At 63.0% G+C, this 25,346-nt stretch carries 29 protein-coding genes; 16 read left to right on the top strand and 13 right to left on the bottom strand.

The genetic code is table 11. From position 1 onward, the window contains the following. Positions 1–37: 37 nt before the first annotated feature. From ACFWYE_RS17255 to ACFWYE_RS17235, 5 genes are all read left to right on the top strand, one after another. Entirely contained in the window at positions 38–1,099 is a 1,062-nt protein-coding gene (locus ACFWYE_RS17255; RefSeq protein WP_379061858.1) for a substrate-binding domain-containing protein, read from the top strand. A 63-nt stretch (positions 1,100–1,162) separates the two neighbouring features. Continuing rightward, the gene (locus ACFWYE_RS17250; protein ID WP_379113008.1) at positions 1,163–2,227 is read left to right on the top strand and encodes a substrate-binding domain-containing protein; all 1,065 of its coding nucleotides are present in this window, start codon (positions 1,163–1,165) and stop codon (positions 2,225–2,227) included. Between the two features lie 43 nt (positions 2,228–2,270). Further along, positions 2,271–3,242: an ABC transporter permease gene (locus ACFWYE_RS17245; RefSeq protein ID WP_379113007.1), complete on the top strand. Its 972-nt coding sequence runs from the start codon at positions 2,271–2,273 to the stop codon at positions 3,240–3,242. A 10-nt stretch (positions 3,243–3,252) separates the two neighbouring features. After that, positions 3,253–4,452 (top strand): alanine racemase, encoded by a 1,200-nt coding sequence (locus ACFWYE_RS17240; RefSeq protein ID WP_379113004.1) that lies wholly within the window; start codon positions 3,253–3,255, stop codon positions 4,450–4,452. A gap of 10 nt (positions 4,453–4,462) precedes the next feature. Next, entirely contained in the window at positions 4,463–5,215 is a 753-nt protein-coding gene (locus ACFWYE_RS17235; protein WP_379113002.1) for an ATP-binding cassette domain-containing protein, read from the top strand. Between the two features lie 66 nt (positions 5,216–5,281). Here the strand turns inward: ACFWYE_RS17235 and gyrB are convergent, their stop codons facing one another. Beyond that, positions 5,282–7,759, bottom strand: a complete 2,478-nt coding sequence (gyrB, locus tag ACFWYE_RS17230) for a DNA topoisomerase (ATP-hydrolyzing) subunit B (RefSeq protein ID WP_379061847.1) — start codon at positions 7,757–7,759, stop codon at positions 5,282–5,284. Between the two features lie 406 nt (positions 7,760–8,165). Between gyrB and ACFWYE_RS17225 the strand changes: the two genes are divergently transcribed. The 3 genes from ACFWYE_RS17225 (at position 8,166) to ACFWYE_RS17215 (ending at position 10,245) form a co-directional block, all read left to right on the top strand. Then, complete coding sequence (locus tag ACFWYE_RS17225) at positions 8,166–8,393, top strand: hypothetical protein (RefSeq protein ID WP_379112999.1); 228 nt, start codon at positions 8,166–8,168, stop codon at positions 8,391–8,393. A 203-nt stretch (positions 8,394–8,596) separates the two neighbouring features. Then, entirely contained in the window at positions 8,597–9,964 is a 1,368-nt protein-coding gene (locus ACFWYE_RS17220) for a cytochrome P450 (RefSeq protein ID WP_379061843.1), read from the top strand. Next, positions 9,898–10,245 carry an acylphosphatase gene (locus tag ACFWYE_RS17215; protein WP_379112996.1) on the top strand — a complete coding sequence of 116 codons (348 nt, stop codon included), beginning with the start codon at positions 9,898–9,900 and terminating at the stop codon, positions 10,243–10,245. Before ACFWYE_RS17220 ends, ACFWYE_RS17215 begins: the two co-directional genes overlap by 67 nt. A 26-nt stretch (positions 10,246–10,271) precedes the next feature. Here the strand turns inward: ACFWYE_RS17215 and ACFWYE_RS17210 are convergent, their stop codons facing one another. From ACFWYE_RS17210 to rsmI, 3 genes are all read right to left on the bottom strand, one after another. Further along, positions 10,272–10,502, bottom strand: a complete 231-nt coding sequence (locus ACFWYE_RS17210) for a DUF3297 family protein (RefSeq protein WP_379061839.1) — start codon at positions 10,500–10,502, stop codon at positions 10,272–10,274. 111 nt (positions 10,503–10,613) lie between these two features. Next, complete coding sequence (locus ACFWYE_RS17205) at positions 10,614–10,991, bottom strand: YraN family protein (protein ID WP_379061836.1); 378 nt, start codon at positions 10,989–10,991, stop codon at positions 10,614–10,616. Continuing rightward, positions 10,984–11,886, bottom strand: coding sequence for a 16S rRNA (cytidine(1402)-2'-O)-methyltransferase (gene rsmI / locus ACFWYE_RS17200; RefSeq protein WP_379112994.1), 903 nt, complete (start codon positions 11,884–11,886; stop codon positions 10,984–10,986). The genes ACFWYE_RS17205 and rsmI overlap by 8 nt, the downstream gene beginning before the upstream one ends. A 130-nt stretch (positions 11,887–12,016) precedes the next feature. Between rsmI and ACFWYE_RS17195 the strand changes: the two genes are divergently transcribed. Further along, positions 12,017–12,199 (top strand): hypothetical protein, encoded by a 183-nt coding sequence (locus ACFWYE_RS17195; RefSeq protein WP_379061832.1) that lies wholly within the window; start codon positions 12,017–12,019, stop codon positions 12,197–12,199. A gap of 9 nt (positions 12,200–12,208) precedes the next feature. Here ACFWYE_RS17195 and ACFWYE_RS17190 read toward each other — a convergent pair whose 3' ends face one another. The 5 genes from ACFWYE_RS17190 to rph are packed head-to-tail and all read right to left on the bottom strand — an operon-like array spanning position 12,209 to position 15,486. After that, positions 12,209–12,541 carry a low molecular weight protein tyrosine phosphatase family protein gene (locus ACFWYE_RS17190; RefSeq protein ID WP_379113143.1) on the bottom strand — a complete coding sequence of 111 codons (333 nt, stop codon included), beginning with the start codon at positions 12,539–12,541 and terminating at the stop codon, positions 12,209–12,211. Positions 12,542–12,547: 6 nt separating this feature from the next. Further along, positions 12,548–13,705 (bottom strand): radical SAM family heme chaperone HemW, encoded by a 1,158-nt coding sequence (gene hemW / locus ACFWYE_RS17185; protein WP_379112991.1) that lies wholly within the window; start codon positions 13,703–13,705, stop codon positions 12,548–12,550. Beyond that, on the bottom strand, positions 13,705–14,352 hold the full coding sequence (gene rdgB / locus ACFWYE_RS17180) for an RdgB/HAM1 family non-canonical purine NTP pyrophosphatase (protein WP_379061828.1): 648 nt from the start codon (positions 14,350–14,352) through the stop codon (positions 13,705–13,707). The genes hemW and rdgB overlap by 1 nt, the downstream gene beginning before the upstream one ends. Beyond that, positions 14,353–14,763, bottom strand: coding sequence for a VOC family protein (locus tag ACFWYE_RS17175; protein ID WP_379113141.1), 411 nt, complete (start codon positions 14,761–14,763; stop codon positions 14,353–14,355). Positions 14,764–14,769: 6 nt separating this feature from the next. After that, a complete protein-coding gene (gene rph / locus ACFWYE_RS17170) occupies positions 14,770–15,486 on the bottom strand; it encodes a ribonuclease PH (protein WP_379061826.1) in 717 nt (238 codons plus the stop codon). Positions 15,487–15,620: 134 nt separating this feature from the next. Here rph and hrcA point away from each other — a divergent pair, with 134 nt between their 5' ends. The 3 genes from hrcA to ACFWYE_RS17155 all read left to right on the top strand — a co-directional run bounded on the left by hrcA (position 15,621) and on the right by ACFWYE_RS17155 (position 18,350). After that, positions 15,621–16,706, top strand: a complete 1,086-nt coding sequence (hrcA, locus tag ACFWYE_RS17165) for a heat-inducible transcriptional repressor HrcA (protein WP_379061824.1) — start codon at positions 15,621–15,623, stop codon at positions 16,704–16,706. A 31-nt stretch (positions 16,707–16,737) separates the two neighbouring features. Continuing rightward, entirely contained in the window at positions 16,738–16,932 is a 195-nt protein-coding gene (locus ACFWYE_RS17160) for a hypothetical protein (RefSeq protein WP_379061822.1), read from the top strand. A gap of 77 nt (positions 16,933–17,009) precedes the next feature. Beyond that, positions 17,010–18,350 carry a PQQ-dependent sugar dehydrogenase gene (locus ACFWYE_RS17155; protein WP_379112988.1) on the top strand — a complete coding sequence of 447 codons (1,341 nt, stop codon included), beginning with the start codon at positions 17,010–17,012 and terminating at the stop codon, positions 18,348–18,350. Positions 18,351–18,355: 5 nt separating this feature from the next. Here the strand turns inward: ACFWYE_RS17155 and ACFWYE_RS17150 are convergent, their stop codons facing one another. Further along, positions 18,356–19,612, bottom strand: a complete 1,257-nt coding sequence (locus ACFWYE_RS17150; RefSeq protein ID WP_379112986.1) for an Hsp70 family protein — start codon at positions 19,610–19,612, stop codon at positions 18,356–18,358. A gap of 306 nt (positions 19,613–19,918) precedes the next feature. Here ACFWYE_RS17150 and ACFWYE_RS17145 point away from each other — a divergent pair, with 306 nt between their 5' ends. From ACFWYE_RS17145 to ACFWYE_RS17135, 3 genes are all read left to right on the top strand, one after another. After that, positions 19,919–20,536 carry a LysE family translocator gene (locus tag ACFWYE_RS17145; RefSeq protein WP_379112983.1) on the top strand — a complete coding sequence of 206 codons (618 nt, stop codon included), beginning with the start codon at positions 19,919–19,921 and terminating at the stop codon, positions 20,534–20,536. 163 nt (positions 20,537–20,699) lie between these two features. Beyond that, on the top strand, positions 20,700–21,680 hold the full coding sequence (gene cysK / locus ACFWYE_RS17140; RefSeq protein WP_379061814.1) for a cysteine synthase A: 981 nt from the start codon (positions 20,700–20,702) through the stop codon (positions 21,678–21,680). Positions 21,681–21,837: 157 nt separating this feature from the next. After that, the gene (locus tag ACFWYE_RS17135) at positions 21,838–22,464 is read left to right on the top strand and encodes a glutathione S-transferase family protein (RefSeq protein WP_379061813.1); all 627 of its coding nucleotides are present in this window, start codon (positions 21,838–21,840) and stop codon (positions 22,462–22,464) included. Positions 22,465–22,488: 24 nt separating this feature from the next. Here ACFWYE_RS17135 and ACFWYE_RS17130 read toward each other — a convergent pair whose 3' ends face one another. The 3 genes from ACFWYE_RS17130 to ACFWYE_RS17120 form a co-directional block, all read right to left on the bottom strand. After that, positions 22,489–23,733 (bottom strand): RNA polymerase sigma factor, encoded by a 1,245-nt coding sequence (locus tag ACFWYE_RS17130; RefSeq protein ID WP_379112980.1) that lies wholly within the window; start codon positions 23,731–23,733, stop codon positions 22,489–22,491. Positions 23,734–23,737: 4 nt separating this feature from the next. Next, a complete protein-coding gene (locus ACFWYE_RS17125; protein ID WP_379073140.1) occupies positions 23,738–24,079 on the bottom strand; it encodes a YciI family protein in 342 nt (113 codons plus the stop codon). Between the two features lie 282 nt (positions 24,080–24,361). Then, entirely contained in the window at positions 24,362–24,508 is a 147-nt protein-coding gene (locus ACFWYE_RS17120) for a hypothetical protein (RefSeq protein WP_129410768.1), read from the bottom strand. Positions 24,509–24,851: 343 nt separating this feature from the next. On the opposite strand from ACFWYE_RS17120, the gene ACFWYE_RS17115 reads away from it, so the two are divergent. Next, positions 24,852–25,346, top strand: a complete 495-nt coding sequence (locus ACFWYE_RS17115; protein WP_379112978.1) for an SMI1/KNR4 family protein — start codon at positions 24,852–24,854, stop codon at positions 25,344–25,346.

Genomic DNA, 25,346 nt, shown 5'->3' with positions numbered 1-25,346 from the left:
AAGATCTGACAGACAACAACAACAACGGGAGGAAAATATGATCTTGAGGAAACTACTGGCTGCTGCACTGACAGGCGGTCTGACGCTGGCGACCGGGGCCACCTTCGCTCAAACGGTCGGTCCCGCTGGAGAGGCCGCGACCCCGAGCGCTGAGGTCAAGCTCAATGACGCCGACATCGGTGCACTGAAAGGCAAGGGTTACAAGGCGGCGCTGCTGTGGCACACCTCCTCGGACTTCACCAATGCGGTCTCGGCCGGTGCCAAGGACGAATTCGCGCGTGCCGGCGTCGATATCGCCGTGACCACGGATGCGGGTTTCGATGCGGCTCGGCAGCGCAGTGACATCGAGACGGCGCTGGCCGCCAAGCCGAATGTCATCCTGGCGCTGCCGCTCGATCCCGTTACTTCGGCCGAGGCTTTTCGACAGGCGGTCAAGGACGGCACCAAGCTGGTGTTCCTCTCCAATGTACCGAGCGGCTACAAGCAGGGCGGCGACTATGCGTCGATCGTGACGGATGACCTGTTCCAGATGGGCAAACAGGCCGCCGACGCGCTCGCCAAGGCGATCGGCAGCAAGGGCAAGGTCGGCTACATCTACCATGATGCTACCTACTACGTGACCAACCAGCGCGATCAGGCCTTCAAGACCACGATCGAAAAGAGTTATCCCGACATCAAGATCGTCGCCGAAAAGGGCATCTCGGATCCGGCCCGTGCCGAAGAGATCGCCAATGCGATGCTGTTGCAGAACCCTGATCTGGACGGCATCTATGTGACCTGGGCCGAACCTGCCGACGGCGTGCTTTCCGCACTGCGTTCGGCCGGCAACACCAAGACCAGGATTGTCACGCTCGATCTCGCCGAGCCGGTCGCGCTCGACATGGTGAAGGGCGGCAACGTCACCGCGCTTGTTGCCGACAAGGCTTACGAGCTTGGCCGGGCCATGGCTGCAGCCGGCATGAAATCGCTGCTCGGGCAGCAGACGCCGGCGTTCGTGGTGGCGCCTGCGTTGACCGTCACCAAGGAAAATGTCGCCGATGGCTGGAAGGAGTCGCTCAACCGCGATGCGCCAAAAACGGTGCTCGACGCCGCGAAGTGATGCAACTGCCCTGCGGTAAAAGCCGCAGGGCCTCTCAGCCAACCTCACAGGGGGGAGAAAACAATGTCGATGAAATTCAACAGCATTGCGCTGTTCTTGGGCCTTGTGGCGGCAACACAGGCTTTCGCCGCCGAAGGCGTAACCACGGGCCCGCATGGTGAAAAGCCGACCCCGGCAGCCAGCATGGTATTGAGCCAGGACCAGGAGCAGAAGATCAGGGACGGCAAGTTCACCGCCGCGCTGGTCTGGCACGAGATGAGCGAATACACCAACGCGGTCAACCGTGGCGCCCAGGACGAGTTCAAGCGTCTCGGCATCGAGGTCGTTGCCCAGACGGATGCCGGTTTCGACGGTGCCCGCCAGAAGGCCGACGTGGAGACGGTTTTGGCCAAGAAACCATCGATCATCGTCTCGTTGCCGGTCGATCCGGCAAGCGCGGCCAGCGTCTACGACCCGGCACGCGCTGCCGGGGTGAAGCTGGCCTTCGTCGACAACTCGCCTGCCGGCTACGAACACGGCAAGGACTATGTCACGATCGTCTCCGACGACCTGTTCCAGATGGGTAACAAGGCCGGTATCGCCATGGCCGAAGCGCTCGGCAGGAAGGGCAAGGTCGGCTACATCTTCCACGATGCCGATTTCTACGTCACCAACCAGCGCGACGGCGCCTTCAAGGCGACGATCGAGAAGGACTATCCCGACATGAAGATCGTCGCGGAGGCGGGAATGGCCGACCCCGCGCGCGCCGAGGAGATTGCACAGGCGATGGTCACGCAGAACCCGGACCTCGACGGCATCTACGTCACCTGGGCGGAGCCTGCGCTCAGCGTGCTTTCCACCCTGCGCAATGCCGGCAACACCCACACCCGGATCGTCACGCTCGACCTCAACGAGCCGGCTGCACTGGATATGGTCAAGGGCGGCAACATCGCCGCGCTGGTGGCCGACGAAGCCTACGACATCGGCGTCACCGTCGCCCGCGCTGCGGCCGGCTCCCTGGTCGGCAAGGCGGCGGAACCTTTCCTGGTGGTCGACTCCCTCGCCGTGACCAAGGAAACGGTCGCCGAGGGCTGGAACAAGTCGCTCCGCAAGGACGTGCCTGCGAGCATCGCGGAAGCCACGAAGTAACAAGGATGCGGGGGCAGCCCCTGTCTTTCCCGGAGGAAGAATGATGTCCAGTGCCAACACGAGCGCTGCCGGTCAGGGTTTGGCCAGTCGCTTCAACCTGCAGCAATATGTCGTCTATCTCGGCTTCCTGGCCATTTTCCTGTTCTTCGCCATAGTGCTGAAGGACAGCGGCTTCCTGACGGTCCGCAACCTGTCCAACATCGTGCTGCAGACCGCACCGGCCACGATCATGGCGATCGGGCTGGTCTTCGTCATGTCGGCCGGGGAAATCGACCTTTCGATCGGCTCGACGGTCGCTGTGGCGGCATTGGCCGCAGCAGTGACGCTTGGCCAATACGGTCTTGTCGCCGGTGTCCTGGCCGGTCTCGGCGCCGGCCTGCTCGTCGGCCTGCTCAATGGCGCGCTGGTTGCCTATGTCAAACTGCCGTCCTTCCTGGTGACGCTGGCGACACTGGGATTGTTTGCCGGCGTGTCGCGCTCGATGACGGACCTGCGCTCCATCCCGGTTACCGACAGCGTCTTCACCGGCTTCTTCGGCTCGGGTGTCTTTCTCGGCATCCCGTCACTGATCTGGTGGACGGCGATCGCCGTGGCGATCGGGCACATCATCTATCGCGAGACCCGTTTCGGCGCTCACGTCCTTGCGACCGGCGACAACGCGCGGGCCGCCAGCGTGTCCGGCATCAGCGTGCCGCGCGTCCGGCTGGCCGTCATGGCGATCAGCGGCAGCCTCGCCGGCCTTGCCGGCCTGCTTTATGCCGGCCGCCTGCAGGCCGCCAAATACACCCTCGGCGAAACCGATCTGATGACCGTCATCGCTGCCGTCATCGTCGGCGGCACGCTGCTGAACGGCGGCAGGGGATCGATCATCGGCGCGCTGGTCGGCTCGCTGATGATGGGCATGCTCAACAACGGCCTCATCCTCATGGGCCTTTCGGTCTCCGACCAGATGATCGTCAGAGGCCTCATCATCCTGGCTGCAGTCGCCGTGTCGCTGCGCGAAAAGTCCCGCTGAAGGAGCGATCATGTTTCTCGACGTTCTGCGCCGCCGCAATCCGGCTTTCATCGAAGCGGCGATGGCCCTGCACCAGCAGGGGAAGATTCCGGCAAACGCCTATGTTCTCGACCTGGACACGGTCGAACGCAACGCCCGTGTGCTGGCTGACGAGGCCACCCGGCTCGGGTTGAAAGCCTTTGCCATGACCAAGCAGGTTGGCCGTTCAAGCTCGTTTTGCCATGCAGTCAAGCGTGGCGGCATCGATCGCACCGTCGCCGTCGATATGGCCTGCGCGCGAGCGACCCACAAGGCTGGCCTGAAGCTCGGCCATCTCGGGCACCTCCAGCAGGTCGCGCGCCACGAGGCGGCTGCTGCAGCAAAGGCATTCGCGCCCGACTATTGGACGGTCTTCAACGACAGCAAGGCGGAAGAGGCCGCTGCCGCAGCCAAAGCTGCCGGATACACTCAGGGGCTGCTGGCGCGCATCCGCGCCGAAGGCGACACGTTCTATCGCGGCCACGAGGGCGGCTATGATGCGGCCGACGTCACGGCGGTGGCCGATCGTCTCGACGCGCTGGATGGCGGCCGTTTCGCCGGCATCACCACATTCCCCGCGCTGCTGTTCGATCAGGCCACGCGCAAGGTCCTGCCGACGCACAATCTTTCGACCCTTGCGAAGGCGGCGGAGATCCTGGCGACGTCCGGCCGCAAGGATATCGAAATCAATGCTCCCGGCACCACTTCGGCCGTGATGTTGCAGGCCCTTGCCGATGCCGGTGCGACGCAATGCGAACCGGGCAATGGCCTGCACGGCACCACTGCGTTGCATGTGATGGAAGATCTGCCGGAACTGCCGGCGGTGCTTTATCTCACCGAAGTGTCGCATCTTGCCGGCGGCAAGGCTTATTGTCTGGGCGGCGGTTTCTACATCGACCCGATCTTCCCGGATTACGACGTGAAAGCCCTGGTCGGTGCCGAGCCCACCGTGGCGGAGACTGCGCAGCGCAGTGTCGAGGTGCCTCCACCCTCTGCGATCGATTATTACGCGATGATCGACGCCACCGGCTCGTCCGCGCCCAAACCCGGCGACACGGCGGTTTTCGGCTTCCGTGGCCAGGCTTTCGTCACCCGCGCCTTCGTCGTCGGTGTCTCGGGCATTTCGACGGGCAAACCGAAGGTCGAGACCATCGAAAACGGGTTTGGTGCGACGGCCGACTGGCCCGTCTAGGAGTGATGTCATGAATACGACTGAGGCAAACGCACCGGTGCTCAAGCTGCAGGACATCCACAAGATGTTCAGCGGCATCACCGCGATCGAGAATTTCTCGCTCGAAGTCTATCCGGGCGAGATCGTGGCGCTGGTCGGGGACAATGGCGCCGGCAAATCGACGCTGATCAAGATCATCTCTGGCGTCCATTCGCCGACCTCGGGCACGATCTCCATCGAGGGCGAGACGGTGACGATGTCCAACGCCACCATGGCGCGGTCGCATGGCATCGAGGTAGTCTATCAGGATCTCGCTCTCGCCGACCAGCAGAGCGTCTACATGAACATGTTCCTGGGTCGGGAGCCGGTGAACAGTCTTGGCCTGCTGGACAGGCGCCGCATGATCGCCGAGACCGAAAGCCTGGTGAAGGAACTCGACGTACGCATTCCTTCCGCGCACGCCACCATTCGCGACCTGTCAGGCGGCCAGCGCCAGGGCGTGGCGATCGCCCGCGCCACGCACTGGGCAAGCAAGCTGATCCTGCTCGATGAACCGACAGCCGCACTGGGCGTCGCTGAAACCGCCAAGGTCGAGGAGATCGTCCTGTCGCTGAAGCGGCGCAACATCGGTGTGCTGATCATCAGCCACAGCCTCGATCAGGTCTTCCGGCTCTCCGACCGTATCTGCGTGCTGCGTCGCGGCAAGCAGATCGGCGTGCGCGAGACGGCCAACACCGACAAGAACGAGATCATCGCCATGATCACCGGCCTGCAGCAGCAATAGCGCGGAGCGAGCATCGACAGCAGCTGACGCGCCGTCGGAACGCGTCAGCGAGGCAGTGCAGGTGGCTTAGATGTCCAGATTGGCCACGCTCAGCGCGTTTTCCTGGATGAATTCGCGGCGCGGCTCCACTTCGTCACCCATCAGTCTCGCGAACAGCGAGTCCGCGTCGGTGGCGTCGTTGACCTTGACCTGCAGCAGCGAGCGCACGTTCGGATCGAGCGTCGTCTCCCACAGCTGCTCGGCGTTCATCTCACCGAGTCCTTTGTAACGCTGCATGGTCAGGCCCTTCCTGCCGGCCGCGAAGATCGCGTCAAGCAGGGCGAGCGGGCCGGAAATCATCTCCAAGGTCTCGCGGCGACGCAGTTGCGGCGGCTCGGAATAGACTTCGGCGAGGCGGGCGGCGTAACGATCGAGCTGACGTGCATCGGCAGAGTTGATCAGGCCCATGTCGAGTTGCACCACTTCACGCACACCGCGCACGGTGCGTTCGAACACATAGCCGCCGGTACCATCGTTGGACGTCGATGTGCGCCCCTGCCAGCCACGCTCGGTGTCCTCGGCGATGACGTCGAGCCGCCTTGCTATCGTTTCGGCCATGGCGTTGGCGCGACCGAGATCGCTGAAGACTGCGGGATTCAGACCGCCGGCGATCGCCGCCTGTTCGACCACGCTGCGGTTGTAGCGTGTGTGCAGGCCATTGATCAACTGGCGCACACCCAGTGCGTCGGTCACAGCGGAAGCCAGATCCTGACCGGTACGGACTTCGCCGGATGACAGGGTGAGCGAGGCATCCTCGAGACCGGAGGAAATCAGGAATTCCTCGAAGGCACCTTCGTTCTTGATGTATTGCGAACTCTTGCCGCGGCTGACCTTATAAAGCGGTGGCTGCGCGATATAGAGATGGCCACGCTCGATCAGTTCCGGCATCTGCCGGAAGAAGAAGGTGAGCAGCAGCGTGCGGATGTGAGCACCGTCGACGTCGGCGTCCGACATGATGATGATCTTGTGGTAGCGCAGCTTGTCGGCGTTGAATTCGTCCTTGCCGATCGAGGTACCGAGCGCGGTGATCAGCGTGCCGATCATGTCGGACGACAGCATGCGGTCAAAACGCGCGCGCTCGACATTGAGGATCTTGCCGCGCAGCGGCAGGATCGCCTGGTTCTGGCGCGAGCGGCCGCTCTTGGCCGAGCCACCTGCCGAGTCACCCTCGACGATGAAGATTTCTGATTTGGCCGGATCGCGTTCCTGGCAGTCGGCAAGCTTGCCGGGCAGGGAGGTGATGTCGAGCACGCCCTTGCGGCGGGTCAGTTCGCGCGCCTTGCGGGCAGCCTCCCGGGCGGCGGCGGCTTCCACGACCTTGCCGATCAGCGTCCTGGCCTCGGAAGGATGTTCCTCCAGCCATGTGCCGAGCGCCTCGTTGACGAGGCTTTCCACAACCGGACGCACTTCCGAGGATACCAGCTTGTCCTTGGTCTGCGACGAGAATTTAGGATCCGGCACCTTCACCGAAAGCACGGCGGTCAGGCCTTCGCGACAATCGTCGCCGGTCAGCGTCACCTTTTCTTTCTTGGTCAGCCCCGACGTGTCGGCATAGCCTGTCACCTGGCGCGTCAGCGCGCCACGGAAGCCGGCCAGATGGGTGCCGCCATCGCGCTGCGGGATGTTGTTGGTGAAGGCCAGCACATTCTCGTGGTAGCTGTCGTTCCACCACATCGCGACTTCCACGGTGATGCCGTCGCGTTCGTTCTTGATGGCGATCGGCTTCTCGATCAGCGACTTCTTGGACCGGTCGAGATATTTGACGAACTCTTCCAGACCGCCTTCATAGTGCAGTTCCTGCGTCTTGACGTCGGCATGACGCTTGTCGGTCAGGACGATGCGCACGCCGGAGTTCAGGAAGGCAAGCTCACGCAACCGGTGTTCCAGCGTGCCGTAGTCGAACTCGGTCACGCCCTTGAAGGTGTCCGAAGACGGCAGGAAGGTGATTTCCGAACCGCTGCGGCCCTCATAGGTGCCGGCGAGTTTTTCCTGCACATAGGTGCCGGTCACCTTCAGCGGCGCATCGGCATCGCCATGGGTGAAGCTCATTTCGTGGATCTTGCCGTCACGGCGAACCCTGATGCGCAGCCACACGGACAGCGCGTTGACCACCGAGACGCCGACGCCGTGCAGGCCGCCGGACACCTTGTAGGAGTTCTGGTCGAACTTCCCGCCGGCATGCAGCTGGGTCATGATGACTTCGGCCGCGGATACGCCTTCGGTCGGGTGCAGGTCGGTCGGAATGCCGCGGCCGTTGTCGATCACCGTGCAAGAACCGTCTGGATTAAGCGTCACCGTCACCAGGTCTGCATGGCCGGCCAAAGCCTCGTCGATGGCGTTGTCGACCACTTCATAGACCATATGGTGCAGGCCTGAGCCGTCGTCGGTATCGCCGATATACATGCCGGGGCGCTTGCGCACGGCATCCAGGCCTTTGAGAACCTTGATGGAATCGGCGCCATACTCGGCGCTGCCGCCGTTGGCGTTGTCGCTCTGATCGCTCATGAAAACCTGTTCGTTCGATACCGTTCTGAAAGGCGCAGGAAGCGCCCGAATCGTGCTCGTCCTGAAGACACAGATATAGGGGTAAAAGGCGGTTTTTCCAAGGTTTGCAGGGTGCTTGGGCGGGGATAACGAGGGGCCGCTGAAACGGGGCCGATCTGGAGTGGGGCAATTGGCGCGTTCACCGCCCGAACGCCTCGTCAAGGCCTGTTCTCAACATGTCGAGACCCCTGCAGCCACGGTCCACGGCCAGGCAGATGGTCTACGCAGGACGATGTGCATTGGACACGGTGACACGTATTGGATATTCAGCCGCGTCATCGTATGATGAAATTCTGGCGATCTTGATCGGGGCGTCGCTGGCTACAAACAACTACTGGGCTTCCGACCCACGTGCAGGGAGTGAGTGATGGTGATCTCCCATTCGTCGACTGGGGCAGCGTATCCTGACGACCTCAAGTTGCTCAAGGACATCTACGACGACATCTGCACCCAGCGTGGCCTCGCACGAGGCAGCGTGGCAGCGGAGAATTTGGCTCGTGCAGCCATGGATCTGTTCTCGCAGGGCGTTTTCGACGAAGCCGATATCCGCGAGAGCCTGAAGTTCTTTCTGGAGCGGAAGGAACTGAAGAATTAGGCACGGCGTTGCGCTCGCCGAGCCGATTCACGCAAATGTGGCCGGGCGCTCAGCCAGGCGCGCGGATTTTGTCCTCAACCTCCTGCGGTTAGAGTGCCGGCCCCTACAAGGCACAAAATCGATCGTTGGCCCGGTGTCGCCGTTGCGCCGCATGGACGCCGCTATTGGCGCCCACTACATTGTGACCAGCCACGGAAGACGTCATGGACACAAAGCCAGCCCCCTTCGTTCCGCCGGCGCCGAAGCCGCGCACCGTGCCGCCCTCGACGCTCGAGATGATGCGCATCGTCTACCGAAATCCGCTCGAGCTCTGGGGCGAGCCCTCCTATAACGAGCCGTGGATTTCTGTGACAGGTGTCGGTGGGCCTCTGGTCGTCGCCAACGATCCGGCGCTGATCCGCCACGTACTGGTCGACAACGCCAGGAACTACAAGATGGCGACGGTGCGCCAGAAGATCCTGCGCCCCATCCTGCGCGACGGCCTGCTCACCGCCGAGGGCGATGTGTGGAAGCGTTCGCGCAAGGCGATGGCGCCGGTGTTCACGCCGCGCCACATCTTCGGTTTCGCTGCTCCGATGCTGAAGCGCACCAACGAGTTCGTCGATCGCTACGTGGATGGCTCGGTCACCGATGTCGCTCACGACATGACGATGCTGACCTACGAGATTCTGGCCGAGACCCTGTTTTCGAACGAGATTGCCGGCGAGCCGGGCAGTTTCGCCAGCCAGATCGACCGTCTGTTCGAGACCATGGGCCGGGTCGATCCGCTCGACCTGCTGCGCGCGCCGGACTGGCTGCCGAGGCTTACCCGCATCCGCGGCCGCAAGTCGCTGGCCTATTTCCGCAACATCGTCAGCAATACCGTGCTCATGCGCGAGGATCGCCTGAAGCGCGATCCAGACGGTGTGCCGCAGGACTTTCTCACCCTTCTGCTCAAGGCCGAAGGTCCGGACGGGCTGACCCGCGCCGAGGTCGAGGACAACATCATCACTTTCATCGGCGCCGGCCACGAAACCACGGCACGGGCGCTCGGCTGGACGCTGTATTGCCTGGCCGAGGCGCCATGGGAGCGGGAGCCGGTGGAGGCCGAGATCGACGCCGTTCTCGCGCGTGAACCAGACCCGACCAAATGGCTGGACGCCATGCCGCTCACACGCGCGGTGTTCGAGGAGGCTTTGCGTCTCTACCCACCGGCGCCGTCGATCAATCGCGAGCCGATCGAGCCGGAGACATTCAATGGGCTCTACATTCCGCCGCGTGCCGCCGTGCTGGTGATGCCCTGGGTGGTGCATCGCCATCGCAAGCTCTGGGATCGGCCCGATGCCTTCCTGCCGGAGCGTTTCCATCCCGGAAATCGGGAAAAGATGGATCGGTTTCAATATCTGCCATTCGGCGCGGGGCCGCGCGTCTGCATCGGGGCAAGTTTCGCCATGCAGGAGGCGATCATTGCGCTCGCCATGCTTCTATCGCGCTTCCGCTTCGACACGGTGGCCGAGACAAAACCATGGCCGGTGCAGAAACTGACCACCCAGCCCGAAGGCGGCCTGCCGATGCGGGTAACGAAGCGATGAATGCAGGCGGCAAAGCGGTGTTCATACGCATCGCCGGCCGCGTTCAGGGTGTCGGTTTTCGTGCGTGGACCCAACGCAGGGCTATAAGCCTCGGTTTGCGTGGCTGGGTGCGCAACGAGCCGGACGGCGCTGTCAGCGCCTTGATTGCAGGGCCGAACGAAGCCGTGGCCGAGATGCTCAAGGCCTTCTGGCAAGGACCATCCGGCGCTGACGTCCGGAGTGTCGAGCCAAAACCTGCCGAATTCTCGGACGCTCCGGCGGATTTCGACATCACCGGTTGATCCGCGATCCGGCCGCCTGGCTTAGCTCAGGGCTTCGCGAAGGGTTCGACCGTGCCCTTGAGCTTGATGGTGATCGGCTGGCCGAAGCGGTCTTTCGACTTGCCGGCGGGTGCGCGGATCCAGCCTTCGCTGACGCAGTATTCGCTGACGTCGTCGCGCTCGCGCCCGTTGAACAGGATGCCGACCCCGCGCTCCAGCACCTCGGCGTCGAAAAAGGGGCTGCGTGGGTCGTTGCTCAAGCGGTCGGGAAAGCTCATCGATTGCTCCACTGGCATGGTGGCTGCGGCAAGGCAGCGCAAATTCACGGTTTGGAAGCGCTGTTAAGGGCATTTCCCATGCCGGTAAAGACCTGATGCCAGAGCGTTGCTCTATCGGTGTCCTTGAAAGATGTTCTCGACATGCACCGGCCAGCGCCAGGGCAGAACGGCCACCATGTCGAAACGCACCGAAAGCTTGCCGAAGTCCGGCTGGCGCGACAGCCACAGATCGGCGGCGCGTTCGATACGATGCGCGGATTCGGATTGGATGGCTTCCATCGCTTCCTTCAATGTCCGCCGCGCCTTCACTTCGACGATAAGCACGAGGTCGCCACGCCGTGCGATCAGGTCGATCTCGCCAAGCCTGGTGCGATAACGGCGGGCGAGGATGCGGTAGCCTTTGAAAGTCAGGGCGATTGCGGCGAGCCATTCGCTGCGATGGCCCCGCCGGTAGGATTTGCGTTTCCTGCTGACGGAGGCCTCAGCCACCGCTCGCTTCCTTCAGTTCGAGCAGCCTGCGGTAGAGCGCCTGTTTCTGGCCGCCGGTCATCCTGGCTGCCTCGGCCGCTGCCTTGGAGGTTGGCATTTCCGCTGCCAGCGACAGAAGCAGCCGGTCTATGTCTGCCGGACCTTCGGTTCTTGCCACCGGCGGGCCGACACAGATGACGATCTCGCCTTTCGGCGTGTCGGCGGCTGCATAGTGCGTAGCAAGCTCGGCCAGTGTGCCCGGCCGCATTTCCTCGAACGTCTTGGTCAGTTCGCGCCCGATCGCAGCCTGGCGGGTCCCGCCCAGTACCTCGGCCATTGCCTCCAGCGTCTCGGCAAGCCGCCGCGGCGACTCGAAGAAGATCAAAGTCGCCGGTATGCCCTTCAGTTCTTCCAGGCGCGTCTGGCGCTGGCCAGTCTTGGCCGGCAGGAAGCCTGCGAACAGGAAGGTATCGGAGGGCAGGCCGGAGGCGGTCAGCGCGGCAAGTGGCGCTGAAGGGCCGGGTATCGGCACCACGCGGATGCCACGCTCGATCGCTTCTCCGACCAGCCGGTAGCCGGGATCAGAGACCAGCGGCGTGCCGGCATCCGAAATCAGCGCGACGCTTTGTCCCTGTTCGAGGGCCGCAATCAATTTTGGACCAGCCTCCGCGGCATTGTGCTCGTGGTAGGCGGTGGTGCGGCGCCGGATGCCGTAGCGCTCCAGAAGCACGCGCGAAACACGCGTGTCCTCGCAGGCGACGAGATCGGCCGAGGCCAGCGTTTCCAAGGCGCGCAGGGTGATGTCGGCCAGGTTGCCGATCGGCGTGGCGACCAGATAGAGCGCCGCTTCGAGCGGCCGGGCAGTGAGCTCCGTCTGCCCGATCATATAGGTCTTCCTAGTTGTTTCGCCGTTCATGCGCCCTCCGGTGAACCTTGTTTGGCACGGGTGGCCAAGACTTGCAAAAGTCGCGCGCCGCCACACCTTTGCCACAGGGCCGCAGCACACAAAGCGCGGCGGAATTCAAGGGTGATTCTGGAAGCACACGATGCCCAATCATTTCGATGCCTGCATGTCCCAGCTGGAAGCGCGCAGCGCGCGCGAGACGGGTTCTTCCCAATCCTCCGGCGATGAAAACGGCGATCACCGTCATGGCAAGGACGAGCTGAAGACGGGTCGCGAACTCTTCGCTGAAAAAGATCGCGTGAAGGCCCCCAAGCATCACGCGTAGGCTGCAACGCTATCTCGCCGGGCCGAGATAGCGCGAAACCCTGGTCTCTAGCAGCCGCACCAGCGCCGGATCCATGAACTCGTAGTCGTCGGGAATGTCGAGACAGATCACACGGGCATTTTTTGCCTGAGCGCGATACTTCCGCATCAATTTGTTGCGATGGGATTTTTCCATCACGAAGATGATGTCGGCCCATGACACCAGTTCGGGTGTCAGCGGATTTTCGGCATCGTTTTTCGTGCCCGCAGAGGAGACTTCGAGGTCTTCGCGGGTCGAGAAGATCTGCTCGGCGGTCGGGCTGCGCAACCGGTTCTGGCTGCAGACGAAGAGAACCTTCTTGATAGGCATCTATCGCGCCAGGTCCGCGACCACTGCATCCAGCACAATCATGCCGGCAGGGGTGGCACGCAGGCGCGAATTGCCGATCGAGGCGACCAGCCCCTCCTCCTGCAGGATCGAAAGCCGACCCGAGGGCAGGGCCCGGCCCGAATACTGCTCGTAGCGGGCAAGATCGATGCCCTCAGCGAGGCGCAGCCCCATCAGCAGGAATTCGTCGGCTTCTTCCGAACGGGTGAGGATTTCACCTCCAGTGACGCCGTGGCCCTTGGATTCGACGAGATCCAGCCAGGTTTCCGGCACCTTCTCCGCGACCGTTACCACGCGTGTGGCCTTTTCGACGAAGCGGCCGTGCGCGCCTGGGCCGACACCGACATATTCGCCATAACGCCAGTAAGTCAGGTTGTGCCGGCTTTCGGCGCCTGGCCTGGCGTGGTTGGAGATTTCATAGGCCGGCAGGCCGCGCGCCGCAGTGATTTCCTGCGTCAGCTGATAGAGATCGGCTGCGTGGTCACCATCCGGAATCTCGAACTTCTTGGCCGCATGCAGCTTGTAGAAGGGCGTGCCTTCCTCGATCGTCAGCTGATAGAGCGACAGATGGTCGGCCGCGTGGCCGATCGCCTGCTCGAGTTCCGCTTCCCAGGCCTCCGGCGTCTGGCCGGGGCGGGCATAGATCAGGTCGAAGGAAAGCCGCGGGAAGATCTCGCGAGCGAGCCCGATCGCATGCAGCGCTTCTTCGACATTGTGCAGCCGGCCGAGGAATTTGAGATCGCTGTCGTTCAAGGCCTGCACACCCAGCGAAACGCGGTTGACGCCTGCGGCACGATAACCACGGAAGCGTTCGGCCTCGACGGAAGAGGGATTGGCCTCAAGCGTCACTTCAATGCCTGCCGGCACCGTCCAGTACTTGGCCACGGCGTCGAGAACGGCACCGACCGTTTCGGGTTTCATCAGCGATGGCGTCCCGCCGCCAAGGAAAATGCTCGTTACCTCGCGCGGACCGGTACGCTCCCGCATCGAGGCAAGCTCGGCCTCAAAGGCGCGCGTATAGCGCTCCTGGTCCACCGGCTGGTGCCGGACATGGCTGTTGAAGTCGCAGTAAGGGCATTTGGCCGCGCAGAACGGCCAATGGATGTAGACGCCGAAGCCGGGCGACCGATCCAGCAGCATCAGGCCGAACCCAGCCTTGCGCGGGCGAACTTCTGGAAGGCGCGGGCGCGGTGCGACAGCGCCTCCGCCTGCCCGGGTTTCCAGCCGTGTTTCTGCTCGGCGGTCATTTCGCCGAAGGTCTTGTCGTGGCCGTCGGGCCGGAACACCGGGTCGTAGCCGAAACCGAGTGCGCCGCGCGGCGGCCACACCAGGATGCCTTCCGCTTCCCCGCGATAATATTCTGCTTCTCCATCAGGGAAGGCGAGGCAGATGACGGCAACGAAACGTCCCGTGCGCTGGGCCGGCTCGGTAGCTTTCACTTCCTGGAGCGCATCTTCGGTCTTCTGCATCGCCATGCCGAAGTCGCGGCTGCCGTCGGCCTTTTCGGCCCAGTTGGCGGTGTAGACACCGGGCGCCCCGTCAAGCGCGTCGACGCACAGCCCGGAATCGTCCGAAAGCGCCGGCAGGCCGGTCGCCTGTGCCGCGGCAAGCGCCTTGATGTAGGCGTTCTGTTCGAAGGTGGTTCCGGTCTCGTCGGGTTCCGGCAAGCCGTATTCCTTGGCTGATTTTGCCTCGAAGCCGAACGGTGCCATCAGGTCGGCGAATTCCTTCAGCTTGCCGGCGTTGTGGCTGGCGACGACGATCTTCTTTCCATCGAGCGAATGCATCTAGAGCTTCCAGATTTTCGGTTCGGCGAATTCCAGCGAATTGCCGGAAGGGTCGCGCAGATAAATGGAGCGGCCGCCCTGCGGCCATTCGAATTCGGCTTCGATGACCACGCCATGCGCCGTCAGATGGACTTTCCAGCGATCCAGTTCTTCGGCATTGGCCGAGAAACACAAATGTCCTTGCCCGGCCGTGCCATGCGGCGGAACCGGCAGCCGGGCATCGGGTGACGGCGGATGTCTTGTCGCCTCCGCGTTGAACAGCAGCAGTACGCCCTGTCCGCAGCGAAAGAACACATGCCGGCCAGCTACCTTGCCGATGCGCTCCAGGCCGATGATATCGGCATAGAACGCTTCCGCCGCCTCCAGATCGGTGACGTAGAGCGCGGATTCAAGGATGGCGGCAGGCTGCATCACGCCTCAGGCCACCGCCATCTGCTGCAACGACACCAGCCGGGAAATGCCCTTCTTGGCCAGCGCCATCAGCGCCGAGAACTGCTCTTCCGAAAAAGGTTCGCCTTCCGCCGTGCCCTGGATTTCGACGATACCGCCCTTGCCGGTCATGACGAAATTGGCATCGGTGCCGGCCGAGGAATCCTCAAGATAGTCGAGGTCGATGACCGGCTGGCCGTCATGGATGCCGCAGGAAATGGCAGCGACATGGTCCTTCAGAACCTTGTCCAGCTTCACCATCTGGCGTGCTTCCATCCAGCGAAGGCAGTCATAGAGCGCCACCCAGCCGCCGGTGATGGAAGCCGTGCGGGTGCCGCCATCGGCCTGGATGACGTCGCAGTCGACCGTGATCTGCACTTCGCCGAGCGCCTGCATGTCCACGACAGCGCGCAGGCTGCGGCCGATCAGGCGCTGGATTTCCAGCGTGCGGCCGCCTTGCTTGCCCGCAGAAGCCTCCCGGCGCATGCGGTCGCCGGTCGAACGCGGCAGCATGCCGTATTCGGCCGTCACCCAGCCCTTGCCGGAGTTGCGCATCCAGCCCGGCACCTTCTCTTCCAGGCTCGCCGTGCACAGCACATGCGTGTCGCCGAATTTCACCAGGCAGGAGCCTTCGGCGTGCTTGGAAACGCCGCGCTCGAAGGAGATCGCGCGCATTTCATCTGGCTGGCGTTTGGAAGGGCGCATCAAAGCTCTTTCTTCTTGGTTTTGGAGTCGTGGCCGGCTTGTAGCCCCATGCAGGATCGGGCGCAAAGGAAAACGGGTCGCTTGCGTCATCCCGGTTGCAATCTATATCCTTGGCCCTGGAGATCTTGTGCCCGATGACCAAACCCATCGTCGATCCGATCATGCAATCGCCGGCTTTCCAGCCGCTCGACATACGCTCGCGCGACATCTTCCGGCGCATCGTCGAATCCTATCTCAGGGATGGTGAGCCGGTTGGCTCACGCTCCTTGTCACGCATTTTGCCTTCGTCGCTGTCACCGGCAACGATCCGCAATGTGATGAGTGACCTGGAGCATCTCGGCCTGATCTACGCACCGCACATTTCCGCCGGACGGCTGCCGACCCAGCAGGGCCTGCGTTTCTTCGTCGATGCGTTCATGGAGTTCGGTGATCTCACCGACGACGAACGCCGTTCCATCGAGACGCAGGTGAAGGCTTCGGGCGAGGGCATGTCGCTCGAACATATGCTGACCGAGGCCAGCCAGATGCTGTCGGGCATGTCGCGTGGCGCCGGGCTGGTCCTGGCCGCGAAGGCCGAGGTGGCGCTGAAGCACATTGAATTCATCCAGCTGGAGCCGGGCAAGGCCCTGGCGGTGCTGGTTTCCCAGGGCGGCGATGTCGAAAACCGTGTCATCGACCTGCCGGCCGGCATCACGCTGTCGCAACTGCACGAGGCCTCGAATTTCCTCAACGCCCATATCCGTGGCCGCACGCTTGCCGAAGCGCGCGGAGAGATTTCCCGGCTGAAGGAAGAAACCCGTACCGCGCTCGATGCGCTGTCGCAGGATCTGGTCGAGAAAGGTCTTGCAATCTGGGCCGGCACCGAGAGTGGCCTGCCGGCTCGCCTCATCGTGCGCGGACGCGCCAATCTGCTCGAGAATGTCACTGCCCAGGCCGACATCGAGCTGCTCAAGCGTCTGTTCGAGGATATGGAGGCGCAGGATGGTCTGATCCAGTTGCTCGACCTCGCCGAGCAGGGCTCGGGCGTGCGTATTTTCATCGGCTCGGAAAACAAGCTGTTTTCGCTGTCGGGCTCGTCTTTGGTGGTCGCCCCTTATCGTGACAAGGATGCGCGCGTGGTCGGTGCCCTCGGTGTCATCGGCCCGACGCGTCTCAACTATGCCCGGATCGTGCCGATGGTGGACTATACGGCGCAACTGATTTCGCGCATGCTGCGATAAAAGCTGAGATTACCAGCCAGGAGGGAACATCATGGCGCTGGAAGAGATCAAAGCCCGGATCAGCCTGCTTCTGCAGGAGATGGTCAACCAGCCGGAAGACGAGCACGAGATCCAGGAACAGTTGCGAGAGAAGTTCTCGGAGCTGCGTGCGCTTGGCCTGCCGCTGCCCGCTGATCTTGTCGAACTGGAACGGCGGCTCGAAGCCGGTTTCGGTGCTGAAGCCTAGCACCTTTTCACGTTCAGTTGTGATGCGCTGATGCCTCTCTCATCCTATCTTCCGCTTGGTGAGCGAAGGAGGATGATGTGAAACGCGCTGTTGCAGCCTTGCTGGTTCCGTTCTTCGTTGCCCCTGTGCCACTGGCTTTTGCCCAGCAAGCAGAGGTCCTGAAAGGGGAGGCAGCCTTTGGCGGCTGGCGCGCCGACAAACCTGGCACCCAGCGCCTGCTGACACCGCAGGATCTGCCGAAACCCTATGTTTCAGATTCCGCCTCGAACAGTCCCGGTGAGGTGCGGCGGCCAAAGAACGTGGAGCCGAAGCTGCCGGCCGGTTTTTCGGCCGAACTGATCGCTTCGGGCATCAGCAATCCGCGCGTCGTACGCGTCGCGCCGAACGGTGACATCTTCGTCGCCGACAGCCGCGCTGACCAGGTTCGGCTCTACCGGCCCGGCGATGGTGCCGGCAAGCCTGCCGAAGAAACCATCTACGCCAGGGGTTTGAGTTCGCCCTATGGCATCGCCTTCCACCCGCTGGACAAGCCCCGCTGGGTCTATGTTGCCAATACCGACAGCATCGTGCGCTTTGCCTACAAGGACGGCGACCTGAAGGCTTCGGGAAAGCCCGAGACTATTGTCGCTGACATTCCCGACGGAGGTCACTGGACCCGCGACATCGCCTTCTCGCCAGACGGCAAGACGCTTTATCTGTCTGTAGGATCAGCCTCCAATGTTGCCGAGGAGCTTGGTGATCCTCCCGGAGGACCCAAGGCGTGGGCCGCCAGCGAGCCGCTTGGAGCGGCGTGGGGCTATGAACGTGGCCGCGCGGCCGTCTTTGCCTTCGATCCGGACGGCAATAACCGCCGGACCGTTGCCACCGGCTTGCGCAACTGCTCAGGGCTCACCGTCCAGCCTGCAACCGGCCAGCCCTGGTGTGTGGTCAACGAGCGCGACACTCTGGGCGACAATCTTCCTTTCGAATACGCGACTTCGGTGAAGCAGGGCGCCTTCTACGGCTGGCCCTGGTATTACATCGGCAACAATGAGGACCCGCGTCATGCCGGCACCCGCCCCGATCTCGCCGGCAAGGTGACGGTGCCGGATGTTCTGATCCAGGCGCATTCGGCGCCGCTCGGCATCGCCTTCTACGAAGGCGCGCAGTTCCCGGCGGAGTACAAGGGCGACGCCTTTGTCGCCCTGCATGGCTCCTGGAACCGTGGCATGCCGACCGGCTACAAGGTGGTGAGGCTCTTGTTCAAGGACGGCAAGCCGACCGGCGTCTATGAGGACTTCATGACCGGTTTTGTCATCTCCGACGATGCCGTCTGGGGACGGCCAGTCGGCGTGGCCGTCGCCCGGGATGGTGCGCTGATCGTGACCGAGGACGGCAGCGGCACGGTCTGGCGTGTCTCTTACAAAGGCAAGACTTAGAACGCTCAGCCGAATTTGCGCCGCGCGTCGAGCGCGAGGCCGAGCCCGACCGAACCGAAGGCGTCACCCTGCACAACCTTGGCATCCGGCACCAGGGCCAGGATGCTGCGTCGGGCCAGCGGAATGGCGGTCGAGCCGCCGGTCAGGAACACGGCCGTGATATCCGTCGGCTTCACGCCTGCATCGGCCAAGGTATCGGCAACCGTCTGCGTGACGCGCCCGACCTCGCCGCGGATGGTGTTCTCCAGGCCTTGCTTGGTCAGAAGGGCCGAGAAGTTGGCGCCGGGCAGCGCCAGGTCGACCGTTGCTTCATCCTGGTCGGTCAGCGCGATCTTGGCCCGCTCCACCTTGGTGGCGAGCGCATGCCCGAACCGATGCTCGACCACCTCGATGAGCCGGTCGACGAGGTCGGCCCGCGCCGCCTCGTAGTGGATCTGGCGCAGGTCCAGCATGGCCTTCTGGGTGTAGAGCAGGTTGATGCGCTGCCAGGTGGCGAGATCGACGAAATAGCCCGCCGGCAGATTGCGCTTGCCATCCTTCGTCGGCGTCAGATAGCCGAGCTCAGGCATGACATGGGCGATGCTGAGCAGCCGGTCGAAGTCGGTGCCGCCGATGTGGACGCCACGATTGGCCAGGATATCGCCCTTGCGATCCATGGCTGCCGAACGCTCCGGCGAAACCCGGACGATGGAAAAGTCCGATGTGCCGCCGCCCATGTCGACGATGAGGGCGAGTTCTTCGCGATTGAGCGTATGTTCATAGTCTAGCGCGGCGGCGATCGGCTCGAACTGGAAGTCGATATGCTTGAAGCCCTGCTTGCGTGCCGCCTTCTCCAACTGGTTCTGTGCCTCTGCGTCGGCCGCGTCGTCTTCGTCGACGAAACGAACCGGTCGGCCGAGCACCACGTTTTCCACTGGTTGCCCCGCATGGCGGTCCAGTTGTGCCTTCAGATGCGCGACGAACAGCCCAATGATGTCGGTGAAGGCGAGCGTGCGTGCCTGGATGCGCGTTTTTTCATGCGCGAGTGAAGACCCCAGCACGCTTTTCAATGCACGCATCAGCCGGCCTTCGACGCTGTCGGTGTAGTCCGCGATGGCGCGGCGTCCGAACAGGGTGCTGCCTTCCTCGAAATTGAAGAAGATCGCGGAAGGCAATGTCGCATTGCCATCCTCCAGCGCCACCAGATGCGGCCTGCCGTTCTCGATCACACCAACGGTGGAATTGGAGGTGCCGAAGTCTATGCCGCCGAAAGCCGGTCGCATCGTCTCGTCCTGAATGTTTGCGTAAAAAGGTGCGACCTTGTCGAGGCAAGCCGCAGCGGGACCGTGCGCCTACAGGAGCCGGGGAGAAATGTCGATGCCTTTCAGCGCATCGGCCCGAAAATCGGAATCGATTTTCGGAAAGCACGATGCGTAGCTCAAAGGTGTTAGAGCGTCCTTTGCGCGTCCGGATGGACGCGCGGCGCTCTAAGCGTTTTCGAAAAAATGTGAGCGACTGGCCCAAGCGCTGGCCATTCCACCGACCCGCGGCCCATGCGATAAAGCAGCGCTGTTTCCGAGGCTTTCCCGATGACCCTTGCCGGATTTCTCGCTTATTCCGCCGCGCTCGCGGTTGCCGCAGCCATTCCCGGTCCCGGCGTGACCGCGCTGGTGGCGCGGGCACTCGGCTCCGGCTTCCGCTCGTCTCTCGCGATGTCGCTGGGGCTCGTGCTCGGCGATCTCACCTATCTCACCGCGGTCGTGCTCGGTCTTGCGCTGGTGGCGCAGAGCTTCGGCATGGTTTTCCTGGTCATCAAGTGGCTGGGCGTGCTCTACCTTGCCTATCTCGGCTGGAGTTTCTGGACTGCCGGCATCACGCCCGAAACCGTGGAGGCCCGCAAAGGCCGGGATGGTTTCGTGCCCTCGGTGCTGGCCGGCCTTGCCGTCACGCTCGGCAATCCGAAGACCATGATCTTCTACCTGGCGATCACGCCGACCATCGTCGATCTGAAATCACTGACCTGGGCTGACTACGGCATTCTGGCCGCCATTACCGCCTTGGTGCTGCTCATCGTGCTGGTGCCCTATCTTGCGCTCGCCGCCAAGGCGCGCTGGTTCCTGCGCTCGCCGCGCGCATTGAAGGCGCTGAACCGCACGGCCGCCGGTTTCATGGTTGGTGCTGCAACGGCGATTGCAGTTCGGTCGTGATTTTGTTCGCGCAAAGCTGAACCAGATTTCGAGATAATCAGGAAAACTGTTCCAGCTGCCTGTTGTTTTCAGCATGCCGCCCGCTCGGATATAGTCTGTCGGTGGTCTATCTTCCTTCGTCGAAAAGCCGCATAAGCCAGCCTCGTTTCAGGGAGCGAAATCAATGAACAAGCCTGTATCCTCCGCACGTGTTCCCGGCCGCGGCCGCATCTACAATTCGATCACCGAGACGATCGGTGATACCCCGCTGGTCCGCCTGGACAAGTTCGCGAAGGAAAAGGGCATTGTCGCCAACCTTCTGGCCAAGCTCGAATTCTTCAATCCGATTGCTTCGGTGAAGGACCGCATCGGGGTTGCCATGATCGAGGCGCTGGAGCGTGACGGCAGGATCACGCCGGGCAAGACCGTGCTGATCGAGCCGACCTCCGGCAATACCGGTATCGCGCTGGCCTTCGCCGCCGCCGCCAAAGGCTACAAGCTCATTCTCACCATGCCGGAGACGATGTCGGTCGAGCGCCGCAAGATGCTGGCGCTGCTCGGCGCCGAACTGGTGCTGACCGAAGGGCCGAAAGGCATGAAGGGGGCGATCGCCAAGGCCGATGAACTGGCGGCGTCGCTGCCGGATGCGATCATTCCCCAGCAGTTCGAGAACCCGGCCAATCCCGAGATCCATCGTGAAACCACTGCCGAGGAGATCTGGAACGACACCAAGGGTGAAGTCGATATCTTCATCTCAGGTATCGGCACCGGCGGCACCATCACCGGCGTCGGCCAGGTGATCAAGGCGCGCAAGCCGTCGCTGCATGTCGTGGCCGTCGAGCCTGAAGCCTCGCCGGTGCTGTCGGGTGGACAGCCCGGCCCGCACAAGATCCAGGGCATCGGCGCAGGCTTTGCGCCGAAGATCCTCGACACCTCCATTTATGACGAGATCGTCAAGGTCTCCAATGAGGATGCCGTGGCCAATGCCCGCCTTGTCGCTCGCCTGGAAGGCGTGCCGGTCGGTATCTCCTCGGGCGCAGCGCTGCAGGCGGCGATCGTCGTCGGCTCGCGGCCGGAGAGCAAGGGCAAGAACCTGGTCGTCGTCATCCCATCCTTCGCCGAACGCTACCTGTCGACCGTGCTCTTCGAAGGGCTTGGCGCGTAAGATCATTCTCTGCTGACCAGCGGAGCGGGAAGATGTTTCCGCTCTCTGGTCCCAGTGAAAAACCTCCTGGCCTTGCCGCCGGTGGCTTGATGGCGCTGTCCTGCCAAGGTCAAATCTCGCTGGCTCGGAATCGGAGCCGGGGAGGAAACGACTGAAAATGCATAAGCTCTACACGCGCCCGGGTTCGGGCGGGTTCGTGATCGAGGCCGCGCTCAAGCTGGCCGGCGTTGCATTCGAGCAGATCGACGTGCCGAAGACGCCGGAGCCCGATCCGGAATTTCTCAAGATCAGTCCGATGCACCAGGTGCCGGTGCTGGTTCTGCCGGACGGTCATGCCGTTCCCGAGACGGCGGCAATCTCGCTTCTGCTGGCCGAGCTGCATCCCGGAAAGGGGCTCGGCCCGGTTGCCGGCGAACCGGGCAGGGCGGACTTCCTGCGCTGGATGGCGTTCATGGCGACCGCCATCTACATGGCCAACCTGCGCTACTACTACCCGCATCGTTCGACCACCGACGCTGCCGGCATCGCCGCGGTCAAGCAGGCGGCGGTTGTCGAGATGGACAAGGAGTTGGGCATTCTGGACCGCGCGCTGGCCGGGCGCGACTGGCTGGTCGGCGACCGTCGTACCATTGCCGATGTCTATATGCTGATGCTGGTGTGCTGGTATCCGGATATCGACAAGGCACGCGCGCTCTGGCCGAATGTCGAGCGGGTCTGTGCCAGCTTGCGGGCCGATCCCATGCTTGCCGCCCTCAACGGTCCGCACGAGATGTGGCCAGCCTGAACGGCCTGCGCGAAAGGCGATTGTTCAGTTCAGCAACGTCGCCTTCTTCGCGGCAAGAAACCGGCGCACCGCCTCGTCGCGTTCCAGTCCGATCGCCCGCTCATAGGCCTGTCGCGCTTCATCGGCCCGGCCGAGCTCCGCAAGCAGCCCGGCCCGCGCTGCCCAATAAGGCTGGTAGTCGTCGATGCGCCGGTCGTCCGCGACGGTATCGAGTTCGGCCAGCCCGGCTGCCGCTCCATCCGTCTCGCCGATGGCCACCGCGCGATTGATCGTCACGACCGGCGATCCAGCGACCAGGACAAGCGCATCGTAAAACTGTCTTATCGCCGCCCAGTCGGTCCTGCCGGTCAGGCGGCGGGCCACATGGACCGACTGGATCGCCGCTTCTATCTGGTAGCGACCGAGATGGGATGACCTGCCCGCGCGAGACAGCAGCGTGTCTGCTTCTTCGATCAGTCTTGCGTCCCACAGGGCCATGTCCTGGTCACTGAGTGGGACGAAGTCGCCATGCGCGCAACGGCGTGCTTCGCGCCGGGCTTCGGCGTAGAGCATCAGGGCCAGCAGCGACAGCGCTTCCGGTTCCTGCGGCAGCAATTCGGTGACCAGCCGGCACAGCCATATCGCTTCGGTCGCCAGGTTGCGGCGGCGGGTTTCGGTGCCGGCAGGATCGGTCCAGCCCTCCGCAAAGGCGGCATAGACCGCTTCGAGTACCGCCGACAGCCGCTCAGGCAGTTCCGGCAGTTCAGGGATACGAAAGGGTATACCGGCCTCCCGGATGCGGGCTTTGGCGCGCACGAGCCGCTGGCCCATCGTGGCGGGCGAGATCAGGAAGGCGGACGCGATGGTGGCGGCATCGAAACCGAGCATCGTCTGAAGGATCAGCGGCGCACGCACGCCTGGATCGATCGCCGGATGCGCGCAAGCGAAGATCAGGCCCAGGCGATCGTCCGGCAGCTTCTCGCGCATCGCCTCCTCCTCCATCTCCTCGCCGATCAGCTTGAGATGCGGCAGTGCCGCCTCGCGGGTCTGGCGTCGGCGATGCTGGTCTGTGGCCCTGCGTCGCGCCACCGCGAGAAGCCAGGCTTCCGGATGTTGCGGAACACCTGTTTCCGGCCATCTCGCCAGCGCCATGGCGAAGGCGTCGGCGAGCGCATCCTCGGCGCCGGCAACGTCGCGTGAACGCGCGGCCAGGAACGCGACAAGCTTGCCGTAGCTCTGGCGGGCGGCCGCTTCGGCCGCCGCCTGTGCCATTTCGTTGGCCGCGGCCATCTTGTCAGTGCGTCGGCCAGATCGGACGCACTTCGACAACGCCGTGGCTGGCGGCAGGGCAGCGCGCCGCCCAGGAAAGGGCCGCGTCGAGATCCGCAGCCTCGATGAGATAGAATCCGCCGAGCTGTTCCTTGGTGGTGGCGAAGGGGCCGTCCAGCACCTCGGTCTTGCCGTCGCGGATCTTCACCGTGGTGGAGACGTTGGACGGCTGCAGCCTTTGGCCCACGACCATGGCTCCGGCTTTCTCGAGCGCGGCGTTGTAGGCCATGTAGGGTTCCGACATCACGCCCTGCATTTCCGGGGTCATCCTGGCGAAAGCCGTTTCGTCGACATGGATCAGAAGCATGTATTGCACGATAATCTCCCGTGTTTTCGAAGGCCGCGTCCTTGCTGGCCGCACGAATGTCGCGCGAGCTTGCCTGATTTCGACAGGCGATGCGGAAAAATTTTGATCCCGTGCAAAAACAAAAACCGCCGGCGAGGGCCGGCGGTTTGGAGATCGGGACAATGGACTCGTCGGGGCCTTAGGGCCGAGCCGGCATCCCCGGCCGCAATGGCCGATAGGTTGTCGTACGATGTTCGCCGGACGGACGGGCGACGCGGCTGTCGTGGCGGCTTTCCAGGGTCATCAATGGGCGCTCACGCCGAGCGCGTGGGCGCGGCGAGCGCAGGCCGGACCAGGGCCGCGCATGTAATGACGCTCGGGCCGATAGGTCGGCGCGATGAATTCGCGGATGGCGGCGGCGTAGCCCTTGAACTGGCTCCAGATGGTCATTCGTCTATTCCCTGTCCCGATTTTCGGATGTCCCGTCCGATTGGGTGCATCCTAGCGAGAAGGCGTGAATAGTCGGTGAACGGGATGTTAATCTTCGGGCGAAACCTCTACGAATCGTGGCTGCAAAGTGGCGGATTCACGGTGTTTTGGCGCCTTTTGACGCCTTTGCGAGCGCTGTGGTTTTTGCGCCACAGGGGCTTTCGTTTGCAACTCGAAAAAGCGCGTTCCTGTTTCGGCCCCACGCAGCGAAAACAGTGACCGATCGACACGCTGTGGGAGTTGCAAAGGAGACCGCTTCCTCACTACGCTGCAGGCATCAATCACGATCTGCGGGAGCCTGCGAATGGAACTTTGGCGCTTTGTCGACGCCATCAATCAGGCTGGCGAGCGCCCGGCAGCACCAGCTGATCTGCAGCGGTTCGAGGAAACGACAGGGATCTTTCTCCCTGACGATTATTGCGCATTCCTGATGAGCTGTGCCGGCGGCAGATGCGTGCAAAAAGTTTCATTCGATTTCCCGAATGGCGTGTGGGCCGGATATGTGGAGGACGTCGGCGGTCTGCATAAGGATCCGCGTTACTCGCTGGAGCAGAATCGCAAATCCCCACCCTGGCCCCTTCACAAGGATCTGGTGTGGATCATGAATGACCATGGCGGCAATCCGATATGCCTGCGGTTCGATGGCGGCAATGAGGGAAAGCTCTGCCTGATCGACCATGAGCTCGCGCCGGAGGATGACGATTGGACGCTGGAGGAGGCGAGCTCCAGGGATTGGGGCTACGTACTGCCCCTGGCGTCGTCGTTCACGGAATTCGTCAGGAATCTCCGGCGCAAATAG

This window comes from Mesorhizobium sp. NPDC059025, from assembly GCF_042739655.1.
Taxonomy (GTDB): domain Bacteria; phylum Pseudomonadota; class Alphaproteobacteria; order Rhizobiales; family Rhizobiaceae; genus Mesorhizobium.
The sequence above is the reverse complement of the archived record's forward strand: the minus strand, read 5'-3'. Positions and strand labels throughout refer to the sequence as shown.

Coding starts and splice junctions, on each gene's coding strand:
- rsmI (WP_379112994.1), bottom strand. CDS start 11,886: ATGAACGGCGAAACAACTAGGAAGACCTATATGATCGGGCAGACGGAG.
- ACFWYE_RS17245 (WP_379113007.1), top strand. CDS start 2,271: ATGTCCAGTGCCAACACGAGCGCTGCCGGTCAGGGTTTGGCCAGTCGC.
- ACFWYE_RS17240 (WP_379113004.1), top strand. CDS start 3,253: ATGTTTCTCGACGTTCTGCGCCGCCGCAATCCGGCTTTCATCGAAGCG.
- ACFWYE_RS17175 (WP_379113141.1), bottom strand. CDS start 14,763: ATGCAGCCTGCCGCCATCCTTGAATCCGCGCTCTACGTCACCGATCTG.
- hemW (WP_379112991.1), bottom strand. CDS start 13,705: ATGCTGCTGGATCGGTCGCCCGGCTTCGGCGTCTACATCCATTGGCCG.
- hrcA (WP_379061824.1), top strand. CDS start 15,621: ATGACCAAACCCATCGTCGATCCGATCATGCAATCGCCGGCTTTCCAG.
- ACFWYE_RS17150 (WP_379112986.1), bottom strand. CDS start 19,612: ATGCGACCGGCTTTCGGCGGCATAGACTTCGGCACCTCCAATTCCACC.
- rdgB (WP_379061828.1), bottom strand. CDS start 14,352: ATGCATTCGCTCGATGGAAAGAAGATCGTCGTCGCCAGCCACAACGCC.
- ACFWYE_RS17125 (WP_379073140.1), bottom strand. CDS start 24,079: ATGCTTCTGATCCATGTCGACGAAACGGCTTTCGCCAGGATGACCCCG.
- ACFWYE_RS17255 (WP_379061858.1), top strand. CDS start 38: ATGATCTTGAGGAAACTACTGGCTGCTGCACTGACAGGCGGTCTGACG.
- ACFWYE_RS17115 (WP_379112978.1), top strand. CDS start 24,852: ATGGAACTTTGGCGCTTTGTCGACGCCATCAATCAGGCTGGCGAGCGC.
- rph (WP_379061826.1), bottom strand. CDS start 15,486: ATGCGCCCTTCCAAACGCCAGCCAGATGAAATGCGCGCGATCTCCTTC.
- ACFWYE_RS17195 (WP_379061832.1), top strand. CDS start 12,017: ATGCCCAATCATTTCGATGCCTGCATGTCCCAGCTGGAAGCGCGCAGC.
- ACFWYE_RS17160 (WP_379061822.1), top strand. CDS start 16,738: ATGGCGCTGGAAGAGATCAAAGCCCGGATCAGCCTGCTTCTGCAGGAG.
- ACFWYE_RS17250 (WP_379113008.1), top strand. CDS start 1,163: ATGTCGATGAAATTCAACAGCATTGCGCTGTTCTTGGGCCTTGTGGCG.
- ACFWYE_RS17145 (WP_379112983.1), top strand. CDS start 19,919: ATGACCCTTGCCGGATTTCTCGCTTATTCCGCCGCGCTCGCGGTTGCC.
- ACFWYE_RS17235 (WP_379113002.1), top strand. CDS start 4,463: ATGAATACGACTGAGGCAAACGCACCGGTGCTCAAGCTGCAGGACATC.
- ACFWYE_RS17225 (WP_379112999.1), top strand. CDS start 8,166: ATGGTGATCTCCCATTCGTCGACTGGGGCAGCGTATCCTGACGACCTC.
- ACFWYE_RS17220 (WP_379061843.1), top strand. CDS start 8,597: ATGGACACAAAGCCAGCCCCCTTCGTTCCGCCGGCGCCGAAGCCGCGC.
- ACFWYE_RS17215 (WP_379112996.1), top strand. CDS start 9,898: ATGGCCGGTGCAGAAACTGACCACCCAGCCCGAAGGCGGCCTGCCGAT.
- ACFWYE_RS17120 (WP_129410768.1), bottom strand. CDS start 24,508: ATGACCATCTGGAGCCAGTTCAAGGGCTACGCCGCCGCCATCCGCGAA.
- ACFWYE_RS17130 (WP_379112980.1), bottom strand. CDS start 23,733: ATGGCCGCGGCCAACGAAATGGCACAGGCGGCGGCCGAAGCGGCCGCC.
- ACFWYE_RS17210 (WP_379061839.1), bottom strand. CDS start 10,502: ATGAGCTTTCCCGACCGCTTGAGCAACGACCCACGCAGCCCCTTTTTC.
- gyrB (WP_379061847.1), bottom strand. CDS start 7,759: ATGAGCGATCAGAGCGACAACGCCAACGGCGGCAGCGCCGAGTATGGC.
- ACFWYE_RS17135 (WP_379061813.1), top strand. CDS start 21,838: ATGCATAAGCTCTACACGCGCCCGGGTTCGGGCGGGTTCGTGATCGAG.
- cysK (WP_379061814.1), top strand. CDS start 20,700: ATGAACAAGCCTGTATCCTCCGCACGTGTTCCCGGCCGCGGCCGCATC.